The organism is Rhizobium laguerreae (assembly GCF_002008165.1).
GTDB classification, from domain to species: domain Bacteria; phylum Pseudomonadota; class Alphaproteobacteria; order Rhizobiales; family Rhizobiaceae; genus Rhizobium; species Rhizobium laguerreae.
Genome location: NZ_MRDM01000015.1, coordinates 76,757 through 99,765, shown reverse-complemented (window position 1 = coordinate 99,765; position 23,009 = coordinate 76,757). Strand labels below are relative to the sequence as shown.

Below are 23,009 nucleotides of genomic sequence, written 5' to 3'. Positions count from 1 at the left end.
TCTCATGACGAATTTTGAAGAGAACAAGAAAAAGGCCGATGCCTATCTTGCCCGGTTTCGCATCGACGGCGTCCTCAACCACATTGCCGGCGAGGCAGTCCCTGCTTTAGATGGTGCCACGTTCGAAACAATCTCGCCCGTCGACTTGCAGCCTCTGGCGCCAGTCGCCCACGGCAAAGCGGCAGACATCGATCGTGCTGCCAAAGCCGCATCCAAGGCATTTCCCGCCTGGGCGGCAATGCCTGGTGACGCTCGCAAGGCGCTCTTGCACAAAATCGCTGACGCGATCGTTGCCCGCGCCGAGGAGATCGCGTTCATTGAGTGCATGGACACCGGACAGTCGCTGAAATTCATGGCGAAGGCGGCGCTACGTGGCGCAGAGAATTTTCGTTTCTTCGCAGACCGAGCACCAGAAGCGAGAGACGGCAAATCGATCCGTATTCCTGGCCAGGTAAACGTAACCACCCGGAACCCCATAGGCCCGGTCGGTGTGATCACGCCTTGGAACACGCCATTCATGCTGTCCACCTGGAAGATTGCACCGGCCTTGGCGGCCGGTTGTACGATCGTCCACAAGCCGGCGGAATTCTCGCCGCTTACGGCACGCTTGCTGGTCGAGATTGCCGAAAGCGCCGGCCTTCCTAAAGGTGTTTGGAACCTCGTCAATGGTTTAGGAGAGGACGCCGGCAAAGCGCTGACAGAACATCCATTGATCAAGGCGATCGGTTTTGTTGGCGAAAGCCGGACGGGCTCAATGATCATGAAGCAGGGTGCCGACACGCTCAAGCGCGTCCACTTCGAACTCGGTGGCAAAAACCCGGTCATTGTTTTCGCTGACGCTGATCTGGAGCGAGCGGCGGATGCTGCCGTATTCATGATCTATTCGCTCAACGGCGAACGCTGCACGTCCTCATCCCGATTGCTGGTCGAGGACAGCATCTACGGCAAGTTCACTGAAATGGTTGCCGAGAGGGCCAAACGTATCAAGGTCGGTCACCCGCTCGATCCGCAGACGGTCGTCGGACCTCTGATTCACCCTGTCCATGAACGCAAAGTGTTGGAATACGTCGAGATCGGCAAAGCCGAAGGCGCAACTGTCGCCGCCGGTGGCTATAAGGTCGATGGACCGGGAGGCGGATGCTATGTCGCTCCTACGCTCTTTACCAGTGCCGATAATGGAATGCGGATCGCCCAGGAAGAGATCTTTGGTCCGGTTCTGACGGCAATCCCGTTCAAGGACGAAGCGGATGCTTTGAAGATTGCCAACGATGTCCAGTACGGTTTGACCGGTTATCTTTGGACTTCCGATGTCACGCGCGCTTTCAGGCTGACCGACCAGCTCGAGGCTGGCATGATCTGGGTCAATTCAGAGAATGTCCGCCACCTGCCGACTCCGTTCGGCGGCGTGAAGAATTCCGGTATCGGACGAGACGGCGGAGACTGGTCGTTCGATTTTTACATGGAAACAAAGAACATTGCTTTCGCAACGACGGCTCACACCATCCAGAAGCTGGGTGGCTGACAAGCTTTCGCGACACTCCGGCCGCGTCAACGAAAGACGCGGCCGCTTCTTAACAACAAGTGCCGAACACGGGTTGTCTCGGCCCCGAGGAGGAAACTATGCCGCTCCCGCAATTCAATCTCTACCCAGCGTTCAACACGGTCCGGCTTAGCCATGTCGAATTCCTTGTCAAGGATCTCGCTGCCAGCCGTGCCTTCTATGTGGACATGCTCGGCCTTCAGGTCACAGACGAAGACTCAGATACTGTCTACCTGCGCGCCATGGAAGAACGCGGCCATCACTGCATGGTGCTCAAGAAGAGCGATACTTCGGCAATCAGCTACCTTGCCTTGAAAGTCTACTCCGAGGAAGATCTCGACAAAGCCAAGGCCTATTTCGATGCAAAAGGCCATAAGACGGCATGGGTGGAGCGCCCTTTCCAGGGACGCACCCTGCGCACCCATGACAACTTCGGCATCCCCCTCGAATTCTATTTCAAAATGGATCGCCTGACGCCCATCCATCAAAAGTACGCGCTTTATCACGGGGTCAAACCACTTCGGATCGACCACTTCAACTGCTTCACGCCCGACGTCGATGCATCCGTTGCCTTTTACAACGACATTGGTTTCCGTGTTACCGAATACACTGAGGATGCGGAAAGCAAAAAACTGTTTGCCGCCTGGTTGCATCGAAAGGGTGGCGTCCATGACATGGCGTTCACAAACGGCGTCGGCCCGCGACTGCATCACACAGCATTCTGGGTTCCAACACCTTTGAACATTATCGATCTCCTCGATCTCATGTCGACCACGGGATATCTGGCAAACATCGAACGAGGTCCAGGCCGTCACGGCATCTCCAATGCATTCTTCCTCTATATTCTTGATCCAGACGGCCATCGCATCGAGATTTACTGCTCGGACTACCAGACTGTCGATCCCGACCTGGAGCCAATCAAGTGGGACCTGAAGGATCCGCAGCGTCAGACACTGTGGGGCGCGCCAGCGCCGCGGTCGTGGTTCGAACACGGCAGTTTGTTCACCGACCTTCCAACTCAGGAGCCGCTTCTTAAGGCTCAACCGATCATCGCGCCCTGATCTACATTGCGAACGTAGACTACGAGGGACATTGGCAAGTCCTGTGTCCCTCTTCTCCCGGCCCACACGGAGTGACGAAGCGATGAACCTCAAAGACCCAGCGTTATTTCGCCAGGCCGCTTACATTGGCGGCGGCTGGATCGAAGCAAACGAGATGGACGCCATCGCGGTCACAAACCCCGCAACTGGCGAGAAGATCGGCTCCGTTCCCAAGCTCGGGGCGGCTGAAGCTCGTGCGGCGATCGCGCATGCCGAAGAAACGCAGAAGGAATGGGCCGCCCGAACCGCGAAGGAACGCAGCGTAATCCTGCGCAAGTGGTTTGAAGCGATGATGTCAAACCAGGACGACTTGGCGCACATTCTCACACTCGAACAGGGGAAGCCGCTTCTCGAAGCAAAGGGTGAGATCGCTTATGGGGCGAGTTTCATCGAGTGGTTCGCCGAAGAAGCCAGACGCATCAACGGCGACATTATACCCGGTCATCAGCGCGACAAGCGCATTCTGGTGATGAAGCAGCCGATTGGCGTCGTTGCAGCCATTACCCCTTGGAATTTCCCGAACGCGATGATTACGCGAAAGGCAGGACCCGCGATGGCAGCGGGCTGCGCAATGGTATTGAAACCTGCTGCTCAGACGCCATTTTCCGCAATCGCTTTGGCGGTATTGGGGGAGCGGGCAGGATTGCCGGCAGGATTGTTCAGCGTGATCACCGGTTCATCTCGTGAGATCGGTGCGGAGATGACCTCTAATCCCGTCGTACGCAAACTCACATTCACTGGTTCGACGGAGGTTGGTGCCGAGCTTTACCGTCAGTCTGCTCGCACGATTAAAAAGCTTGGTCTGGAGCTGGGCGGCAATGCGCCCTTTATCGTGTTCGATGATGCAGATCTCGACGCAGCGGTCGAAGGCGCCTTGATCGCGAAGTTCAGGAACAATGGTCAGACCTGCGTTTGCGCCAATCGCCTGTACGTCCAGGATGCGGTCTATGACGCGTTCGCTGAAAAGCTGGCCAAAGCCGTCAGTAAGCTCCGGACCGGAAATGGGTTCGATGAGGGTGTTGCGCTCGGACCCTTGATCGATGAAGCGGCTCTTAAGAAAGTCGAAGAGCACGTTGAGGATGCCGTATCGAAGGGAGCGACCGTCATTCAAGGCGGAAAAGCGCATGAACTTGGCGGCACCTTCTACGAAGCGACTGTTCTCACAGGCGTCACGCAAGACATGGCCGTGGCATCCGAGGAAACCTTTGGGCCTATCGCACCGCTCTTTCGCTTCGAGAATGAGGCTGATGTGGTTGAAAAGGCGAACGACACGGAATTCGGTCTCGCCTCCTATTTCTACGCGAAGGATCTGTCGCGGGTGTTTCGAGTAGCCGAGGCCCTCGAATATGGAATGGTTGGCGTGAATACCGGCATGATATCCACCGCTGAAGCGCCGTTCGGCGGCGTTAAGTCGTCCGGGCTAGGCCGTGAAGGTTCCAAATACGGCATCGATGACTACCTCGAGCTCAAATACGTATGCCTTGGTGGCGTCACAACAAAAGAACAATAAAGGAAAGTCCGTATGCGTCCCCGTTTTGCATCTTTTTCGAATTCCGGTCGCCAGGGTTACGGCCTAATCCGCGAAGATGGCGTGGTGGACCTGTCCGTCAGGTTCCGCCCGCGTTTTTCGACCCTGCGCGAGGTTATTGCCGCAGGTGCTTTGGACATGCTGGCTGAGAAAGGTCAATCGGCACCCGTCGACTATCCCTTGGCTGCAGTTACATTGGACATTCCAATCCCGTCGCCGGAAAAGATCATCTGCGTCGGCGTCAATTTTCCGGACCGAAACGAGGAATACAAAGATGGGCAGACGGCGCCCAGCAATCCGTCGCTATTTATCCGCTTTCCACGATCCTTCACGGGTCACGATCAGCCGCTGATCCGGCCGCCGGAGAGCCCTCAGCTCGACTATGAAGGGGAAATAGTTATCGTTATTGGCAAAGAAGGCCGACGCATTCCAGAAAGCGACGCTCTCTCACATATAGCGGCTCTGTCGCTCTGCAACGAAGGGACGCTGCGGGATTGGGTCCGGCACGCCAAGTTCAACGTTACCCAAGGCAAGAACTTCGATGCCTCGGGCTCGATTGGACCATGGATTGTTCCGTATACTGACGAAAGTCAGCTGGCGGACATCAAGCTGGAGACGCGGGTCAATGGTGAGGTCCGCCAGGGTGATCGAACAAGTCGAATGATTTTCTCATTCCGGAAGATCATCAACTACGTCTCAACCTTTACGACACTCGTTCCAGGCGACGTGATCGTCTGCGGAACACCTACTGGCGCGGGCGCACGTTTCGATCCGCCGATCTGGCTGAAGCCGGGCGATATCGTGGAGGTCGAGGCCGACGGTATCGGTTTGCTGCGCAACACCATTGCCGACGAGAGGATCTGAAATGCTGTCGAACGCAGACATAGAAACAGCTGTGACCGCGCTGGACGAAGCCGAGCGGACACGCGTTCAGACCGGACTTTTGTCACTTCAGCATCCGGACATGGTGATGGATGACGCCTATGCGATCCAGTCTGCGTGGGTCAAAAAGAAAGTATCCGACGGACGTCAGGTGGTGGGCTGGAAAATTGGTCTCACATCCAAGGCGATGCAGTATGCCCTCAACATCAACATTCCAGACTCTGGGGTATTGCTGGACGACATGGTCTTTGAGGACAGTTCGGTCGTCCCGAAAGACCGGTTTATTCAGCCGAGGATCGAAGCTGAAATCGCCTTTATCATGAAGGCGCCTCTAAAGGGGCCGAGCGTGACCGTCTTCGATGTGCTCAATGCCACCGATTATGTCACTCCAGCCCTCGAAATTCTCGACACGCGGATTCTTCGTTTGGATCCCCAGACGAAAAAGGCTCGCAACGTGTTCGATACGATCTCTGACAATGCTGCGAACGCCGGCATCGTAACGGGCGGCCGTGCCGTGCGCCCGGATCAGCTGGATATGCGTTGGATGGGCGCCATCGTGTCTCGCAATGCGGAGGTCGAAGAAACTGGGCTTGGCGCAGGCGTTCTCAATCAACCTGCTCGTGGTGTTGCGTGGCTTGCCAATCGGCTGTCGCAATATGGAGACGGAATAGAAGCAGGGCAGGTCGTTCTTGCCGGGTCGTTCATTCGACCGATTGAGGCCCGTCATGGAGACACGATCGTAGGCGATTTCGGGCCCTACGGAACTCTAAGCCTGTATTTCGAATAGGGGAAAACCATGCCAGCTCCAACCAACACCTTCAAAAGGGCGCTTCAGGAAAAGCGGCTTCAAACCGGATTTTGGCAAGCTCTGGCAAATCCTTACACGGTCGAAATATCAGCGGACGCCGGCTTCGACTGGCTCCTTCTCGATGCCGAACATGCACCAAACGACATCCCGCTCCTGGTCGCCCAGTTGCAGGCGATGAAAGGTTCAGCCAGTCACGCGGTTATCCGGCCGCCAATCGGCGAGACGTACATCATAAAACAGCTGCTCGACATCGGCGCGCAAACACTCCTGATCCCGATGGTTGACAGCAAAGAGGTGGCCGAGAATTTGGTGAAAGCCGTGTCTTATCCCCCACGCGGGGTCCGGGGCGTTGGTGCAGCGCTGGCTCGTGCCTCACGCTTCAACCGGATTCCGGACTACCTCCAGACGGCAAACGACGAAATCTGTCTCTTGCTTCAGATCGAAAGCCGCGCAGGCCTGGCCGCGCTCGATGAAATCGCATCGATCGACGGCGTCGACGGCATATTTATCGGCCCGGCTGATCTTGCAGCTGACATGGGCCATCTTGGTAAGCCGGGAACCCCGGAAGTTCAAAAAGAAGTTGAGAAGGCTCTCAAGCGCATCCAGTCCCATGGAAAAGCTGCAGGAATTTTGACTGCCGATCTGTCACTTGCCAGACGATACGTAGATCTCGGCGCAACATTTGTTGCCATTGGAAATGACGTCACCTTGTTCGCGAACGCCACGACGCGGTTGATTGAAGAATTCAATCGCACCGTCTCCAGCCAGGGTTCTGCCAGCTCAGGGAGCGTGTACTGATGTCGTATCCTGAAAAATCCAAGGCGGACCGTCTCGCTCTGAAGCAAGACGGATTGCTGTGTTTTCTTCTGCTGCTCGTCGCATCGGCTATCCTTACAATATGCTCACTCATACTGGCTTATCGTCCGGATGCTCTTTCTGTAACGATCGCTCCAGCAGTCGTCGGGATGATTCTTATGACAATTGCATTCACCAAATTCGCGCTTGAGCCGTCGCTTTGGCGGAGAAGGCGCTATCTTCTTGCGACAGCTTCAATCGCCGGAATGGTTATGGCGTCCGGTTTTGTCATCGCAATCGCAGATCGGGTAGCGATATCGAAGGTAGCCGATAGCCTGCTTTTGTCGTTGTAGTTGATCCCGCTAGGTCTGAATAATCTGCAACGGGAGTTCAGTGCTCTTCTTAATGGTCCGCAGCACGATGCTCGAGGTGACCGACGCTAGTCCACCCGTGGCCTTGATCATACGTTCCAAAAAGATGCTGAGGTGGTCAAGGTCGCTAGCCACGATCTTCATCAGGAAATCCGCATCGCCCGTCTGGGAATAGCATTCCAGAATCTCAGGTGCTGTTTCAATGAAGCGATGCAGTTGAGCATTCCCTTCCTCCGTGTGGGACCGAAGACTAACCAACGTGTGCGCGACTACGGAAAAACCGAGTTTCTCTGGGTTCAAGATCGCTACAACGTTCTGGATCAGACCCTCACTTCTCAGCCGGTCAAGCCGCCGCGAACATTGAGCTGCTGACAGATTGACGACTTGCGACAGCTCAGTCTGTGTCAGCTCAGCATTGCTTTGAATGGCCGCGAGAAGACGGACATCGAACAGATCTAGAGGGTGTGACTTTGATGTCATGTCGAAATATCTGCATATTTGGCGGAAATGTGATGATTTTCATGCACGATAATATCTCAGCTTGCTGAAAATTGCAAACAAACCTCACCAAAGCGCCTGTAGGCTTACGCCACGTTCTTAGGAGGTAGACAACATGTTTGAGAAACTCACCGCGCAACCAGCCGACAGCCTACTTGCGCTCATCAAAGCGTTTCAGGCCGATCCAAGAGGCTACAAAGTCGACCTCGGCGTCGGCATCTACAGAGACGAACAGGGGCGAACACCAGTCATGCGGGCCGTCAAGCTCGCTGAAAAGCAGCTCCTCGAGACCCAGGACAGCAAGCGGTATCTCGGGCCTGAAGGGGACCTGAATTTCGTCAACCTCATGAAGCCGATTATTTTCGGCGCAAATCATGATGCCGGCAACGTTGTGGGCATCCAGACGCCAGGTGGAAGCGGCGCTCTGCGACTGGGCGCTGAACTCATCGCCTCTGCCGCGCCCGGCGCGAAAGTCTGGCTTGGCACACCAAGCTGGCCCAACCATGCTCCGATTTTCGAGTCGGCGCGCTTGACCGTGAAAGACTATCGTTTCGTCGACCTTGCCAAGCAGCAAATCGACTTCGATCGTGTTTTGGAGGCACTCGACGCGGCGCAGGCTGGTGATGTGATCCTGCTACACGGCTGCTGCCACAACCCAACTGGCATTGATTTTGATATCGACCAATGGAAGCAGATCGCTGCAAAGCTGGTGGAGCGCAAACTCCTTCCCTTCATCGATCTTGCCTACCAAGGCTTGGGCGACGGCCTCGAAGCGGACGCAGAACCGACCCGCCTTATCCTCGAGGCAGTAGACGAAGCGCTTGTCGCCTATTCGTGTGACAAAAATTTTGGTCTTTATCGCGAACGTGTTGGTGCCCTTTACCTTGTTAGCCGCAATGCGGACCAGCTTAAGATTGCCGACGGCAACATGGCTTCGTTGGCTCGTGTCAACTGGTCGATGCCCCCGGACCACGGCGCGGCCACCGTACGCGTGATTCTGGAGAGCGCGGAGCTAACCCAAATCTGGAAGCAGGAGCTGGTTGAAATGTGCGCTCGGGTCAATGGTAACCGCGCCGCCCTTGCATCTGCCCATCCGGAACTGGGCTTCATCGCAAACCAGCGAGGGCTTTTCTCCAACCTGGCGATGTCGAAAGAAACGGCGGTCGCATTGCGCCAGAAACACGGAATCTACATGGCGGATTCCGGTCGCATGAACCTGGCGGGGATGCAGCCCTCCGACGCTGGTGCGATCGTCAAGGCTCTGTCGGCAGAAGGCACGCTGAGCACCCGCTCGGCGGCCTGAGCATCCCCAAAAACCAGGTTTGGAAATCATTATGAAGAACAAAGAGACCACAGGGCAGGCCATCGCTCGTTCACTGGTCGAAAACGGTGTTGACACTGTCTTCGGCATTCCCGGCGCCCATATGTATGACTTCAACGATGCTCTTTATGAAAAGCGCAACGAGATCCGTTTCATCCATACCCGCCACGAGCAGGGCGCGGGATACATGGCATACGGTTACGCGAAGTCCACTGGACGCATCGGCGCCTATACGGTTGTGCCCGGCCCAGGTGTTCTCAATTCCGGCGCCGCCCTATGCACTGCCTATGGAGCGAATTCCCCGGTCCTGTGTTTGACGGGCAATATCATGTCGCACTTGATCGGCCAGGGCCGTGGCCAGCTCCACGAGCTCCCCGATCAGCTGGCGACCATGCGTGGGATCACGAAGGTCGCAGAGCGGATTGACCATCAGTCCCAGACAGGCACGGTCATGGCCGAGGTCATCGGGAAAATGCTCTCCGGACGTCAGGGACCCGGGGCGGTCGAGGCGCCGTGGGATGTGTTTGGAATGACCGGCCCGGAGCTGGACCTTCCTGAAACCAGACGCGCAGAGGACCCGCAGGTCAATCCTGACAATATTCAGGCTGCGGCTGCTATCCTGGCAAACGCCAAAAATCCTCTGATTATGGTGGGCGGCGGCGCTGTTGATGCGGGTGCGGAAGTTGCCGAGTTGGCCAAAGCGCTTAATGCGCCGATTACGTCCCATCGATCGGGAAAAGGCGTGGTGAGCGACGACCACCCGAACTATCTCAATTTTGTCGCCGCGTTCGATTACTGGAAAGACACCGATGTGCTCATCGGTATTGGCAGCCGTCTTGAGCTCGAATTCATGCGGTGGAAGTGGCTCCCGAAGGGCCTAAAAGTGATACGGATTGATATCGATCCAACGGAAATGGTTCGGTTGAAGCCGGATGTCGGAATTGTCGCGGATGCAAAGGCTGGAACCGCGGCTTTGTCCGAAGCCCTCGGCACAACCGGCAGCGCCCCACGGACTAAAGAGTTCGCGGAGTTGAATCGCAACGCGAAACAGCGGTTCTCCGCCGTTCAGCCTCAAGTCGATTATTTGAACGCCATCAGAGAGGCGTTGCCGCGGGACGGTTTCTTTGTTGAAGAAATCAGCCAGATGGGCTTCACCGCCAGGTTTGCTTTTCCTGTCTACGGTCCTCGACAGTACGTGACGTGTGGCTATCAGGACAATCTTGGTTTCGGGTTTAATACCGCGCTTGGGGTCAAGGTCGGCAATCCGGACAAGGCAGTCGTTTCAGTCTCGGGCGACGGTGGCTTCATGTTTGGTGTGCAGGAGTTGGCTACAGCCGTGCAGCATAACATCGCGGTCGTCGCTATCGTGTTCAACAACAATGCCTACGGAAACGTATTGCGGGATCAGAAGCAAGCCTATTCCGGTCGGTACATTGGCTCAGACCTCACCAATCCTGATTTCGTAAAACTGGGCGAGAGTTTTGGCGTGAAAACGTATCGCGTGACCTCTCCGGATGGGCTGAAGTTGGCAGTCAGTGAGGCTCTGCAATTGAATGTTCCCGTTCTTATCGAAGTGCCGATCGAGAAGGGATCCGAAGCAAGCCCTTGGCCCTTCATCCACCCAACGCCGCCCGCTGGATAAGAAATATCAACTGGGTTTTCAAAATGACAGACATCTATTCCGGTCCCGTCTTTGAGATGGCGAGGACCCAGTTCAATCGTATTGCTGACCGTCTGGATCTCCCAGACGGTCAGCGCAATCGCCTTCTCTATCCGAAAAGGGCGATAACGATCTCTTGTCCTATCCATCTCGACAACGGCGAAGTCGCCGTCTTTCAGGGCTATCGCGTCCAACATCACTTGACCCTCGGCCCCACAAAAGGTGGGACACGATTGGCGTCGAACGTTGATATCGGGGAAGTCGCGGCCTTGGCTGTTTGGATGAGTTGGAAATGCGCCCTCGCAGGACTCCCTTACGGAGGAGCCAAAGGCGGCATCACAGTAGACCCGCGACAGCTCTCAATTCGTGAGCTGGAAGCTCTATCGCGCAGATATATGCAAGGGATGATCGTCGCCTTACGGATGCCGGGGCAACCTTGTTGTCAGGATTGGTGACCGCTTTCGACCAGATCGATGTGTCCCAGCGCGCCGTCGCTGCCACCAAAGACGAGCCGCTGGATGTAGAGGATGGGGACATCAGACAAAGCCGTAGCTTGTAAGTAGGTGATGGATCCAGAAGGGGCTAATTTCAAAAACCTGCCGGGAGACTAACGCGCGGTCGGGGTGTATTTGGATCGGTTGGTCGACAGCCACGTCATAGTAGTTCCGGGAAACTTCGCCCGGCCACGAAAAGCTCGGGTCAAATGGCACTTCAGCATACGGATTAAAATAAATATGCAGTCCATCTAGATGGCTTTCCTGAAGGAAGGAGGAATGCTGGATGTGCACGTCGGCGCCTATGATATCGCGACCGAAATCCCACCTCTGCGTCAAAAGGTAGTTCAGCTTGTCGATTTGAAAACGATGGGTCCCGAGCTCCCACAGTGGTGAGCCAAGCGGAACCCTTTCCTTTGCGAACCCCCTGCGGGTTGACCGTCCAAGGACGGGACTGGATTAGGGATGCCAGACAAGAGAGCGGGGTCGGAAACGCCAATGGTTGGAGCGTTCATCGATCCGGTCTGAATTGCAGGCCAACCATCCGATCATTCGATCCGTCGGCATACAAAACCCCCGGATACCTATGGGCTGAGTTCTGCCTTCCGCATTACAGCGGATGGCCAAAGTCGCTGCTGATGCGCTCCGGACGTTCCCGCCGAGACGGGCATCAGGGATGAAAGCTTGAACGGTGAAGACTTGCTGGCAGCAAGACTTTAGCGCAGCCACCTGGCCGGCCCAAGGGCGAGAGCGTGGCAGCGTTCCGCACCGGGTTCGCACGATACAGCGTCGCCAACTTGACGGCTCCGTCATTTTGGCCTATTTACAGAATTCTGTAATTTTTAAAGTCCGGAATTGTGCGATGACACAGCTTGAATACGACAACATCTTTGAAGCGATCACGGGCGATCCGATCGAAGCTGCGGATTTGACGTTGCGATCGGACCTTGTCAACACGCTGGTCGCCATCTTCAAGGAGCGCGGCTGGAAGAATGCCGATATCGGCGCCGCGCTCGACATCCCGCAGTCGCGCGTCAGTGAACTCGTGCGCGGTAAGATCGCCGTCCTTTCAGTCCAGAAGCTTTTTGGCTACCTGGCAGTCCTCGGCTACCGCTTCAAGCCGTCGCTTGATGGCAACCATCACGTGGTTTGCCGTGTCGAAGAAAAACAAAAAGAGGCCGCATAACCGGCCTCTCCTTGCTCCAGTTTCGGAGCGTTATTTCTTCGTCGGTTTTTTGTCTTTAGCCGCCTTCGCTTCAGCCTGGGTCACTTCCCGGACCTCGGCCATCATCTCCTTGTAGCGGGACAGTGCAGTGTCCATCTCCTTCTGATCGGCCTTTTCGCTGGTCTTGGTGAAGGCATGGAGAATGTAGACGGTGTTGAGGTGTTTTGCGCAGTAGACCGCTCTATAGGCGGGCGAACCATTTTCGCGCAGTTCGATGACGCCCTTCCATTCGCCTCTGAGAACCTTGAAGTCATCCAGCGGGTCGTCACCGTCCTGAACTCTCCGGATCTCGCCTGAAAAATTGATTCTAATATCGGTCGGCAGGTCCATAAAGGCGCGCTTGGCGCCGTCGTTCACAAACTTAAATTTCTTGGACATCTAGTTTCAAATTCCTCATTGCTTATAGGACTCTCTTTCTCCCGCGAAGCGGGGTTGGGTTTCAGCCTGGATGCAAAGCACACCCAGATATGCAACTTTAACACAGCTTTGAGTGAACGGCTGCGAAAATTGAAAAGGAACTGTCATGCCAAACGGTACTGTTAAATTTTTCAACGATGACAAGGGATTTGGTTTCATCACGCCGGAAACTGGCGGAACCGACGTGTTCGTTCACGTGTCCGCCTTGCAGCAAGGCGGTTCGCTCAGAGAAGGTGACAAGGTCACTTTCGAAGTTGGCCAGGACCGCAAGACCGGAAAATCGAAGGCTGAGAACGTTAGCGTGCTCTGACCTGCGGGCCGCGAGGCCAGCCTGACCGATAGATTTGGGCCGACTGGTCTCGTCCGCGCTCTACGTGCTTACTGAAAATTCCTACTCTTCACCTTCAGCGTATCGATATGAAGGTCATCTATGTAAATTTCCCGAGCCTTGACGCCCATCGGCGGCCGCTCGCGACTGTCCGGACTGCCCGGTGATCCATGGGCGAACTCGTCGCCCCGTCCTGGCGGCAGCCGGAAACCATCCCGCTCGCCAAGGCTTGCCAGATCGCCAGTCAAATCGAACATCCGTTGCGCCACCAGATGCACGACGCCCCCTTCCCGTTGGATCTTGCCGTTGATCGCCATCATCGCGGATCCGAGCACGACGCGGCGCTGTCTTTCAAACAAGCTCGGCCAGACGACGACATTGGCGACGCCTGTCTCGTCCTCGATGGTCATGAACATCACGCCCTTTGCACTGCCGGGCTTTTGGCGGACCAGAACCAGCCCCGCTGTCATCAACCAGCGGCCATCGTGCGCCGAGGTCGCCTCGGCGCAGGTGACGATGTTTCGCCGAATGAGATCCTCGCGCAGGAAGCTGACCGGATGGGCGCGCAGCGTCACGCCCGTATGTCCGTAGTCCTCGACGACATTGGCGCCTTCGGTCATCTGCCGAAGTGCCACATCCGGTTCCTGCTGTTCGGCAATCACAGCCCGCTCGCGATCTGCAGCAGCCGCGAATAGTGGAAGCGGCTCGTCGCGCAAGGCCTTGATCGCCCAGAGCGCATCGCGTCTTTCAAGGTTCAAGGACGGTCGAAACGCGTCGGCTTCGGCCAGCTTGACCAGGGAGGCCGACGACACTCCGGCGCGGCGCCACATATCGTCGATGGAAACGAAGGGCTCGTCGCCCCGCGCCACCGCGATTTTTGCCGCATCCTGTTCAGGCAGCCCCCTGACCAGACGCATCCCGAGACGCACGGCATGGTCGTCGGTCCCCTTGATCTCTTCGAGCGTGCAATCCCACCGCGATCGATTGATGCAAACCGGCCGGATCGTCACCCCGTGGGCCCGGGCATCGGTGACGATCTGCGCCGGTGCGTAAAATCCCATCGGTTGCGCATTGATGAGGGCGGCACAGAACACATCCGGATAATGGCATTTCACATAGGAGGAGGCGTAGGCGATCAGAGCGAAGGAAGCGGCATGGCTCTCCGGAAAGCCATAGGAGCCAAAACCCTCAAGCTGCGAGAAGGTCTTTTCCGCGAACTCTTCCGTGTAGCCGTTTTTCACCATCCCCTGGACGAGCTTGTCCTTGAACTTGCTGACACCACCGGTGAACTTGAATGTCGCCATTGAACGCCTCAGCGCATCAGCCTCGCCGGCGGTAAAGCCGGCACAGACGATCGCCACCTTCATCGCGCTCTCCTGAAACAGAGGCACGCCCAGCGTCTTGCCGAGAACAGCCTCCAGTTCAGGCTTCGGGTAGACGACCGCCTCCTTGCCCTCGCGCCGTCTCAGGTAAGGATGCACCATGTCACCCTGGATCGGCCCGGGGCGAACGATCGCCACTTGAATGACCAGGTCGTAATAGGTCTGGGGTTTCAGCCGTGGCAGCATCGACATCTGCGCGCGGGACTCAATTTGGAACGTGCCGAGCGTGTCGGCCTTGCGGATCATCGCGTAGGTCGGCGGATCTTCCGGCTCGATGGTGGCGAGATCGAGCGTTATCCCCTTGTGCTCCTGCAAAAGGGCAAAGCCCTTGGCCATGCAGGTGAGCATTCCCAAGGCAAGCACGTCCACCTTCATGAACTTGAGCGCCTCGATGTCGTCCTTGTCCCATTCGATCGTTTGTCGATCCTCCATCCGCGCCTGCTCGATCGGCACCAGTTCGTCGAGACGGTCATTGGTCAGGACAAAACCGCCCGGATGCTGGCCAAGATGACGGGGCGCGCCCATCAGTTGCTGCGCCAGTTCCAATGTCAGCCGCAGGCGGCGGTCGGACATGTTCATGTTCAGCTCGTTGACCTGTTTTTCGCCGACGCCCTCCTTGCTCCAGCCCCAGACGCCAGCAGATAGCGCCGTGATCATGTCTTCGGGCAGGCCGAGCACCTTGCCGACATCACGAAGTGCGCCTTTGGCGCGGTAGCGGGTGACGGTGGCGCAAAGCGCAGCTTTCTGCCGACCATAGGTCTTGTAGATCCACTGGATCACCTCTTCGCGCCTGGCATGTTCGAAATCGACATCGATGTCGGGCGGCTCGTTGCGCTCTTCCGAGATAAAGCGCTCGAACAACAGATCGTTTGCGGCCGGATCGATCGCCGTGATCCCCAGCACATAACAGACGGCAGAATTGGCGGCACTTCCACGGCCCTGGCAGAGGATATGCTGAGATCGCGCAAAGCGGACAATGCTGTAGACCGTCAGGAAATACGGCGCGTAATCGAGTTTGCGGATCAGGTCGAGTTCGTGATTGAGGATCTTCACCACATCATCAGGCACCCCTTCGGGATACCGAACGCGAACACCCTCCCAGGTGAATCTCTCCAACGACTGCTGCGCCGTCAATCCCGGGATGATCGCTTCGTCGGGATATTGGTATGTCAGCTCGTTCATGTCGAAGCGGCAGCGATCGACAATCTCGCGGGTGCGGGCGAGTGCCTCAGGATAGCGGCTGAACAGACGGTGCATTTCCGCTGGCGGCTTCAAAAACCGATCGGCGTGCCGTTCGCGCAAGAAGCCGGCCTGGTCGATGGTGGTGCGATGGCGAATACAGGTGACGACATCCTGCAGCTGTCGTCTGCCCGGCTCGTGAAACAGCACGTCATTGGTGACGACCGGCCGGACCTTTTGCCGGATCGCCAGAGTGTTGAGCTCGTGCAGGCGCAGTTGATCGTTCGGCCGCCGGCGCAGCGTCAGCGCCATATAGGCGCGGTCGCCAAATATCTCCTTCACCTTGCGCAACTGGACGGCACACGCGTCATCGGCCTCGTCAGGGATCAGGATGGCGAGCAGACCGTCCGCATAAAGGGCGACATCCGACAGATCGATAACGCACTTGCCTTTGCCGCCCCGCTCCTTGCCGAGCGACAGAAGCCGGCACAGCCTCGAATAGGCGGCCCGGTCCGTCGGATAGACCAGCATCGACATGCCGTCTGTCAGATCCAGCCTGCAGCCGACAACCAGCCGGACGCCGGTTTCCTTGGCAGCCTCCCAGGCGCGCACGATCCCGGCAAGGCTGTTGCGATCGACAATGCCGAGCGCCTCGGTGCCGAGTGCCCGGGCCGTGGCGAACAGCTCATCACAGCCTGACGCGCCGCGCAGGAAGGAAAAATGACTGGTGACCTGGAGTTCGGCGTAGCGCATCAGCCATAGATCCCGTGCAAAAACCATTTGGCCGTTCCGGTCGCGGGATCCACGCCGTCGCCGGAGCGATAGACCCAGAAGCGATTGCCGTCCTCGTCCTCGACAGAATAATAATCCCTGACAGCCTCCATCTCGGAGGAACGAACCCACCACTCGCCGAATACTCGTTCCGGCCCGTCACCACGCTTGATGCGCCGGCGCTTGCCGCGCCAGGTCATGGATGCCGGCGGATGGTCGGGTGTGAGCGCAATCACCTCAATCCGTTCCGGGTGCTCCAGCATCCGGCTCGGCCGGGGCCAGCGGGTCGGCCACGCCTGACCCAGTTTTGCGGAAACGGGGGAGACACGTCCGACATTGCGCTCGGGAACGTCGCTTTCGACCGGCGCCAGCCGGTACATGCGCTGACCGCGATTACCAAGACTGTCGAGCAGAGGCGTCACATCGACGATGGTTTCCTCGACCAGCGAGGAGATGGACTGCTTTTCTTCGAATGGCTCGATCATCGTCGCGGCAAGCGACAGTTTCTCGATGCCGAAACCGGGATCTATCTTCTCGATGCTGGAACAGAGAAGCTTTGTCAGATGGGGGATATCGCGCACCGGCTTGGCCGTGCCGGCACGCAGGGACTGCAAGGTGTTGTCGACGCGGTAGACGATGAGATCGGCGCGGCGAACACCCTGCCCGCGCGTCTCTAACGCCGCGCAGAGTTCGACCACCAGCTTACCGATATATTTGGCGATGGTCTCAGAGGCCCCGATCGGCTCGGAAAAAGATCGGGCCACTTCGATCAGGTCGGCTGTGCGAATGGGATCGATCGGTTCGGCAAGGCGTCCGAACATCTGATCTAGCCTGCGGCCGATCTCCGGCCCGAAACGCAGTGTCAAAGGCGCTCGCGGCGTTGCCGACACTTCGCCGACGGTACGGAACCCGAGCACGGCCAGGCCGCTGACGATTTCATGAGGGAGGCGAAGACTGGATATTGGCAGGTTGACGACAGCTTTGGACGTCTCGCCAACCGGTATGATGACCACCTCTCGCAGGGTAGTGCGGGCGATGGCATGGGCGCTGCCCCAGGTATCAGCAATGGCGCCACGGGCCTGAAGGCCGCGGCCTCTCAGAGCGTTGACCAGGCCAGTCAGCATCGACAACTCGCCGCCGCGCAGATGGTCTGCCCCCTCGGTATCCATGACGATGCCGTCGGGACCGTCCATTGCCACCACCGGAGTATATTGGCGCAGCATCCACAGCGCCAGGCGCTCCACCGCCGCGGCATCGCCGTTCGGGTCGGCATCGACCAGATGCAGGCCGGATATCATCGCCTGGGCTTTGGCGGCGGGCATGCCGATGCGAACGCCGGCCTTGAAGGCCGCAGCGTCGATTGCTGCGACGGTGCGTTTCGATCCACTGCGCGCGACAACCACGACGGGGGTTTCAGGCAAGATTCCGGGCTCGGCGCGCCTGATCCTGTCCGTCGCGAGCGTTGGGAGAAAGACTGATACGACCCGTGGCATCGCAGGCACCTATTTCAAATTCTGCGGCTTCTCCCGCTCTTGCTCTGATCAGTTCCGCCAGCCACCGCGCCCGGCCGATGCCCGGCACGGGAAGCGGCTCGGAGGGCAGGACGCTGATGCGCCAGCGTGTCGTGGCGGCCGTCGGCTGCCCGAAATCGGCGGCCTCCGTCGGGCGACGCCATCGTCGCAGCGCAATGCCGATCGTTCCCGACGCCTCGGCCGCCAGCTGCAACCGCCGCGAGACGGTCATCGGCAGTCGCACGAGCTCGGCGACCACAGCCCCAAGCCCGCCAAAACGCAGGCCCTCCTCGAAATTGGTCAGCACGTCCTCTTCCCGGTCGGCTTCGACATAGATCACCCGATCATGATGGAGGCCTGCCTGAGCCAATGCCGGCGCGAAGAGATCCGGCCGTGTCAGGCACCACAGAATGTCGCCTTTGGTGCGCGCGACGATCCCAGCGACAAACAGCGCGGCGGCTGCGCCATGCACCGCATCGGCACCACCACCAGCCACTTCGTGCAAGGCACCACAGGCCAGCCCACCACCGGGTAGCTTTGCATCGATCTCGGCAATTCCGAACGACAGCACCTCGCCCTTGCGCGCAGCTCCGCCTTCAAGCCGCCGGATGCGGTCCTGAAGTTCGGAAATGACGAGGTTGGCGGCAGTGATTGGCATCGGTTTCCCACGTCAAGAGTGCATTTGCATAGCCAAAAAAAGGCTGATATGTTCTGTTTTTGTTCTTTAACCGGCGATGAGTCAACGGGCAAGAATCAGGTGGACAGCCGCCATCATCACGAGACGGCTGTTGTTCAATCGATTCATCAAGCAGATTCAATCCGATGCAGAATGTGATGAAAAATATCGTGGATGAGAAAATAGAGATATGCCCGGCCTGCTGACGCTTAGAGATTTCAAGGGACCGGTGATCACCGTCCAATGCAAGCCATGCGGTCAGCAGGGCGAGCTTGATCGCAAGGCGCTGGTGAAACAGTTTGGCGCCGGCATGCGTTTTGTGGATCTGCGCCGTCGGATGGCAATGGGTTGCGACAAGATGCACTGTTCTGACGGGCAGGATAGATGCGGGACGGGATTTCCCTGTTTGTTGGAGGCCGGTAAGGCTGTTGAGCTGCAAGTGCCCACGTGATCGCTGGGGCTTTCAAAGCTTGATTGCGTTCCGAAGGGTCGGAAACTTCGCCTTGACCCGCATTGGATAGGAGGACGGGTAGTGTGTAATCTCTATAATGTGACGACCACGCGTGACGCGGTTCTGCAATTTACAAAGGCGTTCCGGGATCGAGCCGGCTGGAATGAAGCCTCCTTCGATGTTTATCCAGGCTATCAGGCGCCGATTGTCCGCGTCGCCGAGGACGGACAGCGCGAGATTGCTCGGGCGACCTGGGGGATGCCGTCGCCGCCAGCCTATGTGAAAAACTACGACCCGGGCGTCACCAATATCCGCAATGTAAACTCCCCTCATTGGCGCCGCTGGCTCGGCCCAACTAGCCGCTGCGTCGTGCCGTTCACGTCCTTTGCCGAGCCCGACCCAAGCAGCAAGGTGGAGGGCGGACGCGTGCCGAACGCCTGGTTTGCCGGCAATGAAGATCGGCCGCTGATGTTTTTCGCGGGCTTCTGGACGCCCTGGAAAGGCGTGCGGAAGGTCAGGGATGGTGAACAGGAATACGAACTCTTCGGATTTCTGACGACCTCGCCCAACGAGATCGTCTCGCCTATCCATCAAAAGGCCATGCCCTCCATCCTGACCACGCCTGAAGAAGTCGAGGCTTGGCTGACAGCATCGTGGGATGAAGCCCGCCACCTACAGCGTCCGCTACCGGGCAACATGCTGGTGATCGTGCCGCCACAGGCCAAACCGAAGCCGGACGAGGAAGGTCTGTTGCTTTGATCAGCTCTACTCAGCACGACCAGAGCAGTCAGATGCCCGTACACGAAATGCCGGCTTATCCTGTGGGCACTGACGTCATGGGGAGCGTACAACCCCTGCGCAAAATCATCCATGTCGATATGGATGCCTTCTATGCCTCGGTCGAGCAACGTGACAATCCGGAGCTGCGTGGCCTGCCATTGGCCGTCGGTGGATCCGCGGCACGTGGCGTTGTGGCGGCAGCGAGTTATGAGGCCCGTGTTTTCGGCGTGCATTCGGCCATGCCGTCGGTGACCGCCAAGCGCAAATGTCCGGATCTGATCTTCGTCCCACCGCGATTCGAGGTTTATCGGCAGGTCTCGCAGCAGATCCGGGAGATCTTTGCGGAATATACGCCGCTGGTCGAGCCGCTTTCACTCGACGAGGCTTATCTCGATGTGACCGAGAACCTGAAGGGCATGGAGATCGCGACCGAGATTGCGCTGGAGATCCGTGCGAAGATCAAGGCGGTCACGGGCCTCAATGCCTCTGCTGGCATCTCCTACAACAAGTTCCTGGCCAAGATGGCGAGCGACCTGAACAAGCCGAACGGCCAGGCTGTCATCACGCCGAAGAACGGCCCGGGTTTTGTCGAAGCCCTCCCCGTCAAGAAATTTCATGGCGTGGGGCCGGCCACCGCCGAGCGGATGAAACGACATGGCATCGAAACCGGGCTCGATCTCAAATCGAAATCACTCGCCTTCCTTCAGCAGCATTTTGGCAAGTCCGGTCCGTATTTCTACGGCATTGCCCGTGGGATCGACGAACGGCAGGTTAGACCTGATCGCATCCGGAAGTCCGTCGGCGCCGAAGACACGTTCGTTGAGGACATCGATGATCTCGATCCGGCCAAGGCCGAGCTGCGGCCCCTGGCCGAAAAGGTCTGGCGCTATTGCGAGGCGCACAACATCACGGGAAAGACCGTGACCGTCAAAATCAAATATTCTGATTTCAGCCAGGCGACACGCAGCAAGACCGTGGCGGGATCCGTTTCGGGCATCGACATGATCCTGGAGATAGCAGAGACCATGCTCGCCACAGTGTTCCCGTTCAAACATCCGGTGCGGCTGCTTGGGATCACCCTGTCATCGCTGAACACCGACGAGAGCGGGCAAGAACCGCAGCTCGCGCTCGAACTCTGATGCTACGGCCCTGAAAACGAAAAAGCCTGCCGCGGGAGGAGGTGCGGCAGGCTTTCCGAAAAGAACCGAACAACGGCTGGGAGGAGGAGTGCCGCTGTTCCGACAGACGCCCCTTGGGAGGAGGAGTGGGCCGTCTGAATTCGAAGCTCTGCGGGAGGAGGTGCATCGCTTCGATGAATACCAAGATACTCATTCTCTCCGCACATTAAATGGACTTTGCTGCAGTGCAGCTATGCGGAAACTGCACGACATAATTCTTATAAGAGCGAACTCCAGCACAGCGCCTCGCGGCGGCCAGACACAGAAACGCCCGCGTCATCAGCGGGCGTAGATTCAATAGGCATGGGCAGGAAAAAGTCGCTTAACGAGCGACCGACTGGCGAGCGACGCTGTGGATGTCGGCACGATTGATACCGAGGTCCTGCAGTTCGCGCGAGCTCATGCGGCCAAGTTCGGTAACGGTTTGACGGTACTTGCGCCAGTTGTTGAAGGAGCGTGCTACGTTCATGATGATCCCCTTTCGTGAGGTCTCTTGACGCCAGCAACCATGCCTTGGTTCCAACGTCGTTTCGATGATTGGAATATAGGCTGTTGTCTGCACGTCGATAAGCCACAAGGTCTCAGGTCGGCCATGCGCTCAAAGCATGGGTCCAATCAAAGATGTGCTGAAGGGGGCTATCAGGCCCGAAAGCGGTCGAAGGCAGTGAGGCGTTTGATTGGAGGATCGGCGTCTGGATAACGGTAGATTTCGGCTCTGAGATAGCGCAGCTCATCATCGAGCGCTTCCTCGCCCACCTCGATCCACCAAGATTTGGGACGGCCGTCACTTCCGTCGGACCAGCGATAGCCTCGCGCCTTCAGGTGATCTTTCATATCGAAGGGGCTGTTCTCTGCAAAGATCCGGACACGCGAAGTCTGACTTGCTTCATAGAGTTCGGCGAAAGCGGTGAAAGCCGGTCCGTCCATTTCTCGAGCCAGGACCTCCAGAAGTGCAAAGCAATCGTCGACCGCCCGATGCCCATCGTGAAAATATCCTGCTTGCCCGATCAGGTAGCCGAGCTTGGTGCCTTCATATCCCCGCGACGACCAGTCGATCTCGGAGTTGGAGCAAGCCCAGGCCTTGCCAGAAAACAGGTGAGAAAATGCCTCGCAGAATGGCCGGTCGAAACCGGCATTGTGGGCGATAAGAATATCAGCAGGTTCAATCAGCGCCTCTAGCGCCGCCATGTCGATCGTTTGCCCGGCGACCATGTCGTCCGTTATCCCGGTGAGTTTGGTGATTTCGGGAGGAATGGAAACGCTTGGCTGCTGAAGTCCACCATAGACCCCGGTGACGTCACCGATGTTTCCTTTGGCATCGAAGGTGAAAGCAATCACGCCAATCTCGATGATCTCATCCTTGCGAGCATTGAGGCCCGTGGTCTCAGTGTCGAGAATGATGCCCTTGAGGGGGTAGGCTGGTCTAGCGAATGGTGCGATTGCGCGCGGCATAAGTTTCGTGAGGATCCGATATCGACCGGTCTCCGACAGATGTCGGACCATGTCCTCTTCACTCATGGGGATGGCATACTTGTCGGTTTCGGCAGATTTGGCGGTGCTACGCGTGACCACATGGTCGCGCCGAGCCTGCTCCGAAAACATGTCAAACTGTTCTGCCATTCCTGTGGTCAAGGCCCCGCCGCAATTTGCCACCTTCAAAACACGGCACGATCGTCAGATCAACCTTCTTGGCGGGGTGCGATTTCAGCCAAACTGTCGAGCAAGGTTTGCAATCGCGAAGTTTCACGCAGTGGCCGTTCTTGGGTCGATGCGCAGCAGCGTCCAAAACAGGAAAGGGCATACAAGCTGCAGCGGGAACCGCGAAAGCCGTTCGCCTCCCGCAAGACCGGCTAAAAGGGTTGCCGCAGGAGGGTCAGCATAGCGACGGCAACGCCGGGATCCGGGATCGACAGCCCCCGGCGCGCGGGGCCGCTTCTCTCATTCCAGAGACCACCTTGCATCGATGATCAGAATGGGTGGCAAAGGGATCCCAAGCCCTGCCGCGATGGGACCAGATTTGCAGCATCCACCAGGCATAGGGAAGTGTTGGTTGGCGGTGTAAATGCCCGGTGCTGCATCGTCAGGCGCGGCGATTCACAACCCGCAGAATGTAT

General features: G+C 57.6%; 21 protein-coding genes and 1 pseudogene. 14 read left to right on the top strand and 8 right to left on the bottom strand.

The annotated features are described in order from the left end of the window. Nucleotides 1-4: 4 nt before the first annotated feature. The 7 genes from hpaE to BS630_RS23605 all read left to right on the top strand — a co-directional run bounded on the left by hpaE (nucleotide 5) and on the right by BS630_RS23605 (nucleotide 7,006). Nucleotides 5-1,522 carry a 5-carboxymethyl-2-hydroxymuconate semialdehyde dehydrogenase gene (hpaE, locus tag BS630_RS23635; RefSeq protein ID WP_077979358.1) on the top strand — a complete coding sequence of 506 codons (1,518 nt, stop codon included), beginning with the start codon at nucleotides 5-7 and terminating at the stop codon, nucleotides 1,520-1,522. A gap of 98 nt (nucleotides 1,523-1,620) precedes the next feature. Then, the gene (hpaD, locus tag BS630_RS23630) at nucleotides 1,621-2,601 is read left to right on the top strand and encodes a 3,4-dihydroxyphenylacetate 2,3-dioxygenase (RefSeq protein WP_077979357.1); all 981 of its coding nucleotides are present in this window, start codon (nucleotides 1,621-1,623) and stop codon (nucleotides 2,599-2,601) included. A gap of 82 nt (nucleotides 2,602-2,683) precedes the next feature. Further along, complete coding sequence (gene gabD, locus BS630_RS23625) at nucleotides 2,684-4,150, top strand: NADP-dependent succinate-semialdehyde dehydrogenase (protein WP_077979356.1); 1,467 nt, start codon at nucleotides 2,684-2,686, stop codon at nucleotides 4,148-4,150. Nucleotides 4,151-4,162: 12 nt separating this feature from the next. Next, complete coding sequence (locus BS630_RS23620) at nucleotides 4,163-5,032, top strand: fumarylacetoacetate hydrolase family protein (RefSeq protein ID WP_077979355.1); 870 nt, start codon at nucleotides 4,163-4,165, stop codon at nucleotides 5,030-5,032. A gap of 1 nt (nucleotide 5,033) precedes the next feature. Next, entirely contained in the window at nucleotides 5,034-5,837 is an 804-nt protein-coding gene (gene hpaH, locus BS630_RS23615; protein ID WP_077979354.1) for a 2-oxo-hept-4-ene-1,7-dioate hydratase, read from the top strand. 9 nt (nucleotides 5,838-5,846) lie between these two features. Then, nucleotides 5,847-6,656 carry a 4-hydroxy-2-oxoheptanedioate aldolase gene (gene hpaI / locus BS630_RS23610; RefSeq protein WP_077979353.1) on the top strand — a complete coding sequence of 270 codons (810 nt, stop codon included), beginning with the start codon at nucleotides 5,847-5,849 and terminating at the stop codon, nucleotides 6,654-6,656. Further along, nucleotides 6,656-7,006: a hypothetical protein gene (locus BS630_RS23605; protein ID WP_077979352.1), complete on the top strand. Its 351-nt coding sequence runs from the start codon at nucleotides 6,656-6,658 to the stop codon at nucleotides 7,004-7,006. The genes hpaI and BS630_RS23605 overlap by 1 nt, the downstream gene beginning before the upstream one ends. Nucleotides 7,007-7,015: 9 nt before the next feature. Here BS630_RS23605 and BS630_RS23600 read toward each other — a convergent pair whose 3' ends face one another. Next, entirely contained in the window at nucleotides 7,016-7,504 is a 489-nt protein-coding gene (locus BS630_RS23600; protein ID WP_077979351.1) for an Lrp/AsnC family transcriptional regulator, read from the bottom strand. A gap of 133 nt (nucleotides 7,505-7,637) precedes the next feature. Here BS630_RS23600 and BS630_RS23595 point away from each other — a divergent pair, with 133 nt between their 5' ends. From BS630_RS23595 to BS630_RS23575, 4 genes and pseudogenes are all read left to right on the top strand, one after another. Further along, nucleotides 7,638-8,825: an amino acid aminotransferase gene (locus BS630_RS23595; protein ID WP_077979350.1), complete on the top strand. Its 1,188-nt coding sequence runs from the start codon at nucleotides 7,638-7,640 to the stop codon at nucleotides 8,823-8,825. 31 nt (nucleotides 8,826-8,856) lie between these two features. Next, nucleotides 8,857-10,485, top strand: a complete 1,629-nt coding sequence (locus BS630_RS23590) for a thiamine pyrophosphate-dependent enzyme (RefSeq protein WP_077979349.1) — start codon at nucleotides 8,857-8,859, stop codon at nucleotides 10,483-10,485. A 23-nt stretch (nucleotides 10,486-10,508) separates the two neighbouring features. Beyond that, nucleotides 10,509-10,913 (top strand): annotated as a pseudogene (locus BS630_RS23585) (Glu/Leu/Phe/Val dehydrogenase dimerization domain-containing protein); the annotation flags it as partial. Nucleotides 10,914-11,688: 775 nt separating this feature from the next. Then, nucleotides 11,689-12,183: a helix-turn-helix domain-containing protein gene (locus tag BS630_RS23575; RefSeq protein ID WP_245310473.1), complete on the top strand. Its 495-nt coding sequence runs from the start codon at nucleotides 11,689-11,691 to the stop codon at nucleotides 12,181-12,183. 30 nt (nucleotides 12,184-12,213) lie between these two features. Here BS630_RS23575 and BS630_RS23570 read toward each other — a convergent pair whose 3' ends face one another. Next, a complete protein-coding gene (locus BS630_RS23570; RefSeq protein ID WP_077979347.1) occupies nucleotides 12,214-12,600 on the bottom strand; it encodes a type II toxin-antitoxin system RelE/ParE family toxin in 387 nt (128 codons plus the stop codon). Between the two features lie 145 nt (nucleotides 12,601-12,745). Here BS630_RS23570 and BS630_RS23565 point away from each other — a divergent pair, with 145 nt between their 5' ends. Continuing rightward, nucleotides 12,746-12,949 (top strand): cold-shock protein, encoded by a 204-nt coding sequence (locus tag BS630_RS23565; RefSeq protein ID WP_077979346.1) that lies wholly within the window; start codon nucleotides 12,746-12,748, stop codon nucleotides 12,947-12,949. A 68-nt stretch (nucleotides 12,950-13,017) separates the two neighbouring features. Here BS630_RS23565 and BS630_RS23560 read toward each other — a convergent pair whose 3' ends face one another. From BS630_RS23560 to BS630_RS37085, 4 genes are read right to left on the bottom strand one after another with little or no spacing between them, the layout of a single operon-like run. Next, nucleotides 13,018-16,281 (bottom strand): error-prone DNA polymerase, encoded by a 3,264-nt coding sequence (locus BS630_RS23560; RefSeq protein WP_077979386.1) that lies wholly within the window; start codon nucleotides 16,279-16,281, stop codon nucleotides 13,018-13,020. After that, entirely contained in the window at nucleotides 16,281-17,792 is a 1,512-nt protein-coding gene (locus tag BS630_RS23555) for a Y-family DNA polymerase (protein ID WP_077979345.1), read from the bottom strand. Before BS630_RS23555 ends, BS630_RS23560 begins: the two co-directional genes overlap by 1 nt. Beyond that, a complete protein-coding gene (locus BS630_RS23550; RefSeq protein ID WP_077979344.1) occupies nucleotides 17,713-18,468 on the bottom strand; it encodes an ImuA family protein in 756 nt (251 codons plus the stop codon). The genes BS630_RS23555 and BS630_RS23550 overlap by 80 nt, the downstream gene beginning before the upstream one ends. Then, entirely contained in the window at nucleotides 18,407-18,925 is a 519-nt protein-coding gene (locus tag BS630_RS37085; RefSeq protein ID WP_158081425.1) for a hypothetical protein, read from the bottom strand. The genes BS630_RS23550 and BS630_RS37085 overlap by 62 nt, the downstream gene beginning before the upstream one ends. A 93-nt stretch (nucleotides 18,926-19,018) precedes the next feature. Here BS630_RS37085 and BS630_RS23540 point away from each other — a divergent pair, with 93 nt between their 5' ends. Both BS630_RS23540 and dinB read left to right on the top strand, forming a co-directional pair. After that, complete coding sequence (locus tag BS630_RS23540; RefSeq protein ID WP_077979342.1) at nucleotides 19,019-19,696, top strand: SOS response-associated peptidase; 678 nt, start codon at nucleotides 19,019-19,021, stop codon at nucleotides 19,694-19,696. 77 nt (nucleotides 19,697-19,773) lie between these two features. After that, on the top strand, nucleotides 19,774-20,856 hold the full coding sequence (dinB, locus tag BS630_RS23535; protein ID WP_077979341.1) for a DNA polymerase IV: 1,083 nt from the start codon (nucleotides 19,774-19,776) through the stop codon (nucleotides 20,854-20,856). A gap of 361 nt (nucleotides 20,857-21,217) precedes the next feature. On the opposite strand, the gene BS630_RS23530 is transcribed toward dinB, so the two are convergent. Together BS630_RS23530 and BS630_RS23525 are read right to left on the bottom strand one after the other, a co-directional pair. Next, a complete protein-coding gene (locus tag BS630_RS23530) occupies nucleotides 21,218-21,364 on the bottom strand; it encodes a DUF1127 domain-containing protein (RefSeq protein ID WP_003551724.1) in 147 nt (48 codons plus the stop codon). A gap of 170 nt (nucleotides 21,365-21,534) precedes the next feature. Beyond that, nucleotides 21,535-22,515, bottom strand: a complete 981-nt coding sequence (locus tag BS630_RS23525) for a 3'-5' exonuclease (RefSeq protein WP_077979340.1) — start codon at nucleotides 22,513-22,515, stop codon at nucleotides 21,535-21,537. Nucleotides 22,516-23,009: the final 494 nt, after the last annotated feature.

Bases quoted from the DNA above. Each gene is read 5' to 3' on its own strand.
- dinB (WP_077979341.1), top strand. From the start codon at position 19,774: ATGGGGAGCGTACAACCCCTGCGCAAAATCATCCATGTCGATATGGAT.
- BS630_RS23550 (WP_077979344.1), bottom strand. From the start codon at position 18,468: ATGCCAATCACTGCCGCCAACCTCGTCATTTCCGAACTTCAGGACCGC.
- hpaH (WP_077979354.1), top strand. From the start codon at position 5,034: ATGCTGTCGAACGCAGACATAGAAACAGCTGTGACCGCGCTGGACGAA.
- BS630_RS23565 (WP_077979346.1), top strand. From the start codon at position 12,746: ATGCCAAACGGTACTGTTAAATTTTTCAACGATGACAAGGGATTTGGT.
- BS630_RS23560 (WP_077979386.1), bottom strand. From the start codon at position 16,281: ATGCGCTACGCCGAACTCCAGGTCACCAGTCATTTTTCCTTCCTGCGC.
- BS630_RS23590 (WP_077979349.1), top strand. From the start codon at position 8,857: ATGAAGAACAAAGAGACCACAGGGCAGGCCATCGCTCGTTCACTGGTC.
- BS630_RS23600 (WP_077979351.1), bottom strand. From the start codon at position 7,504: ATGACATCAAAGTCACACCCTCTAGATCTGTTCGATGTCCGTCTTCTC.
- BS630_RS23525 (WP_077979340.1), bottom strand. From the start codon at position 22,515: ATGGCAGAACAGTTTGACATGTTTTCGGAGCAGGCTCGGCGCGACCAT.
- BS630_RS23570 (WP_077979347.1), bottom strand. From the start codon at position 12,600: ATGTCCAAGAAATTTAAGTTTGTGAACGACGGCGCCAAGCGCGCCTTT.
- hpaI (WP_077979353.1), top strand. From the start codon at position 5,847: ATGCCAGCTCCAACCAACACCTTCAAAAGGGCGCTTCAGGAAAAGCGG.
- BS630_RS23605 (WP_077979352.1), top strand. From the start codon at position 6,656: ATGTCGTATCCTGAAAAATCCAAGGCGGACCGTCTCGCTCTGAAGCAA.
- BS630_RS23530 (WP_003551724.1), bottom strand. From the start codon at position 21,364: ATGAACGTAGCACGCTCCTTCAACAACTGGCGCAAGTACCGTCAAACC.
- BS630_RS23555 (WP_077979345.1), bottom strand. From the start codon at position 17,792: ATGCCACGGGTCGTATCAGTCTTTCTCCCAACGCTCGCGACGGACAGG.
- hpaE (WP_077979358.1), top strand. From the start codon at position 5: ATGACGAATTTTGAAGAGAACAAGAAAAAGGCCGATGCCTATCTTGCC.
- BS630_RS23620 (WP_077979355.1), top strand. From the start codon at position 4,163: ATGCGTCCCCGTTTTGCATCTTTTTCGAATTCCGGTCGCCAGGGTTAC.
- gabD (WP_077979356.1), top strand. From the start codon at position 2,684: ATGAACCTCAAAGACCCAGCGTTATTTCGCCAGGCCGCTTACATTGGC.
- BS630_RS23595 (WP_077979350.1), top strand. From the start codon at position 7,638: ATGTTTGAGAAACTCACCGCGCAACCAGCCGACAGCCTACTTGCGCTC.
- hpaD (WP_077979357.1), top strand. From the start codon at position 1,621: ATGCCGCTCCCGCAATTCAATCTCTACCCAGCGTTCAACACGGTCCGG.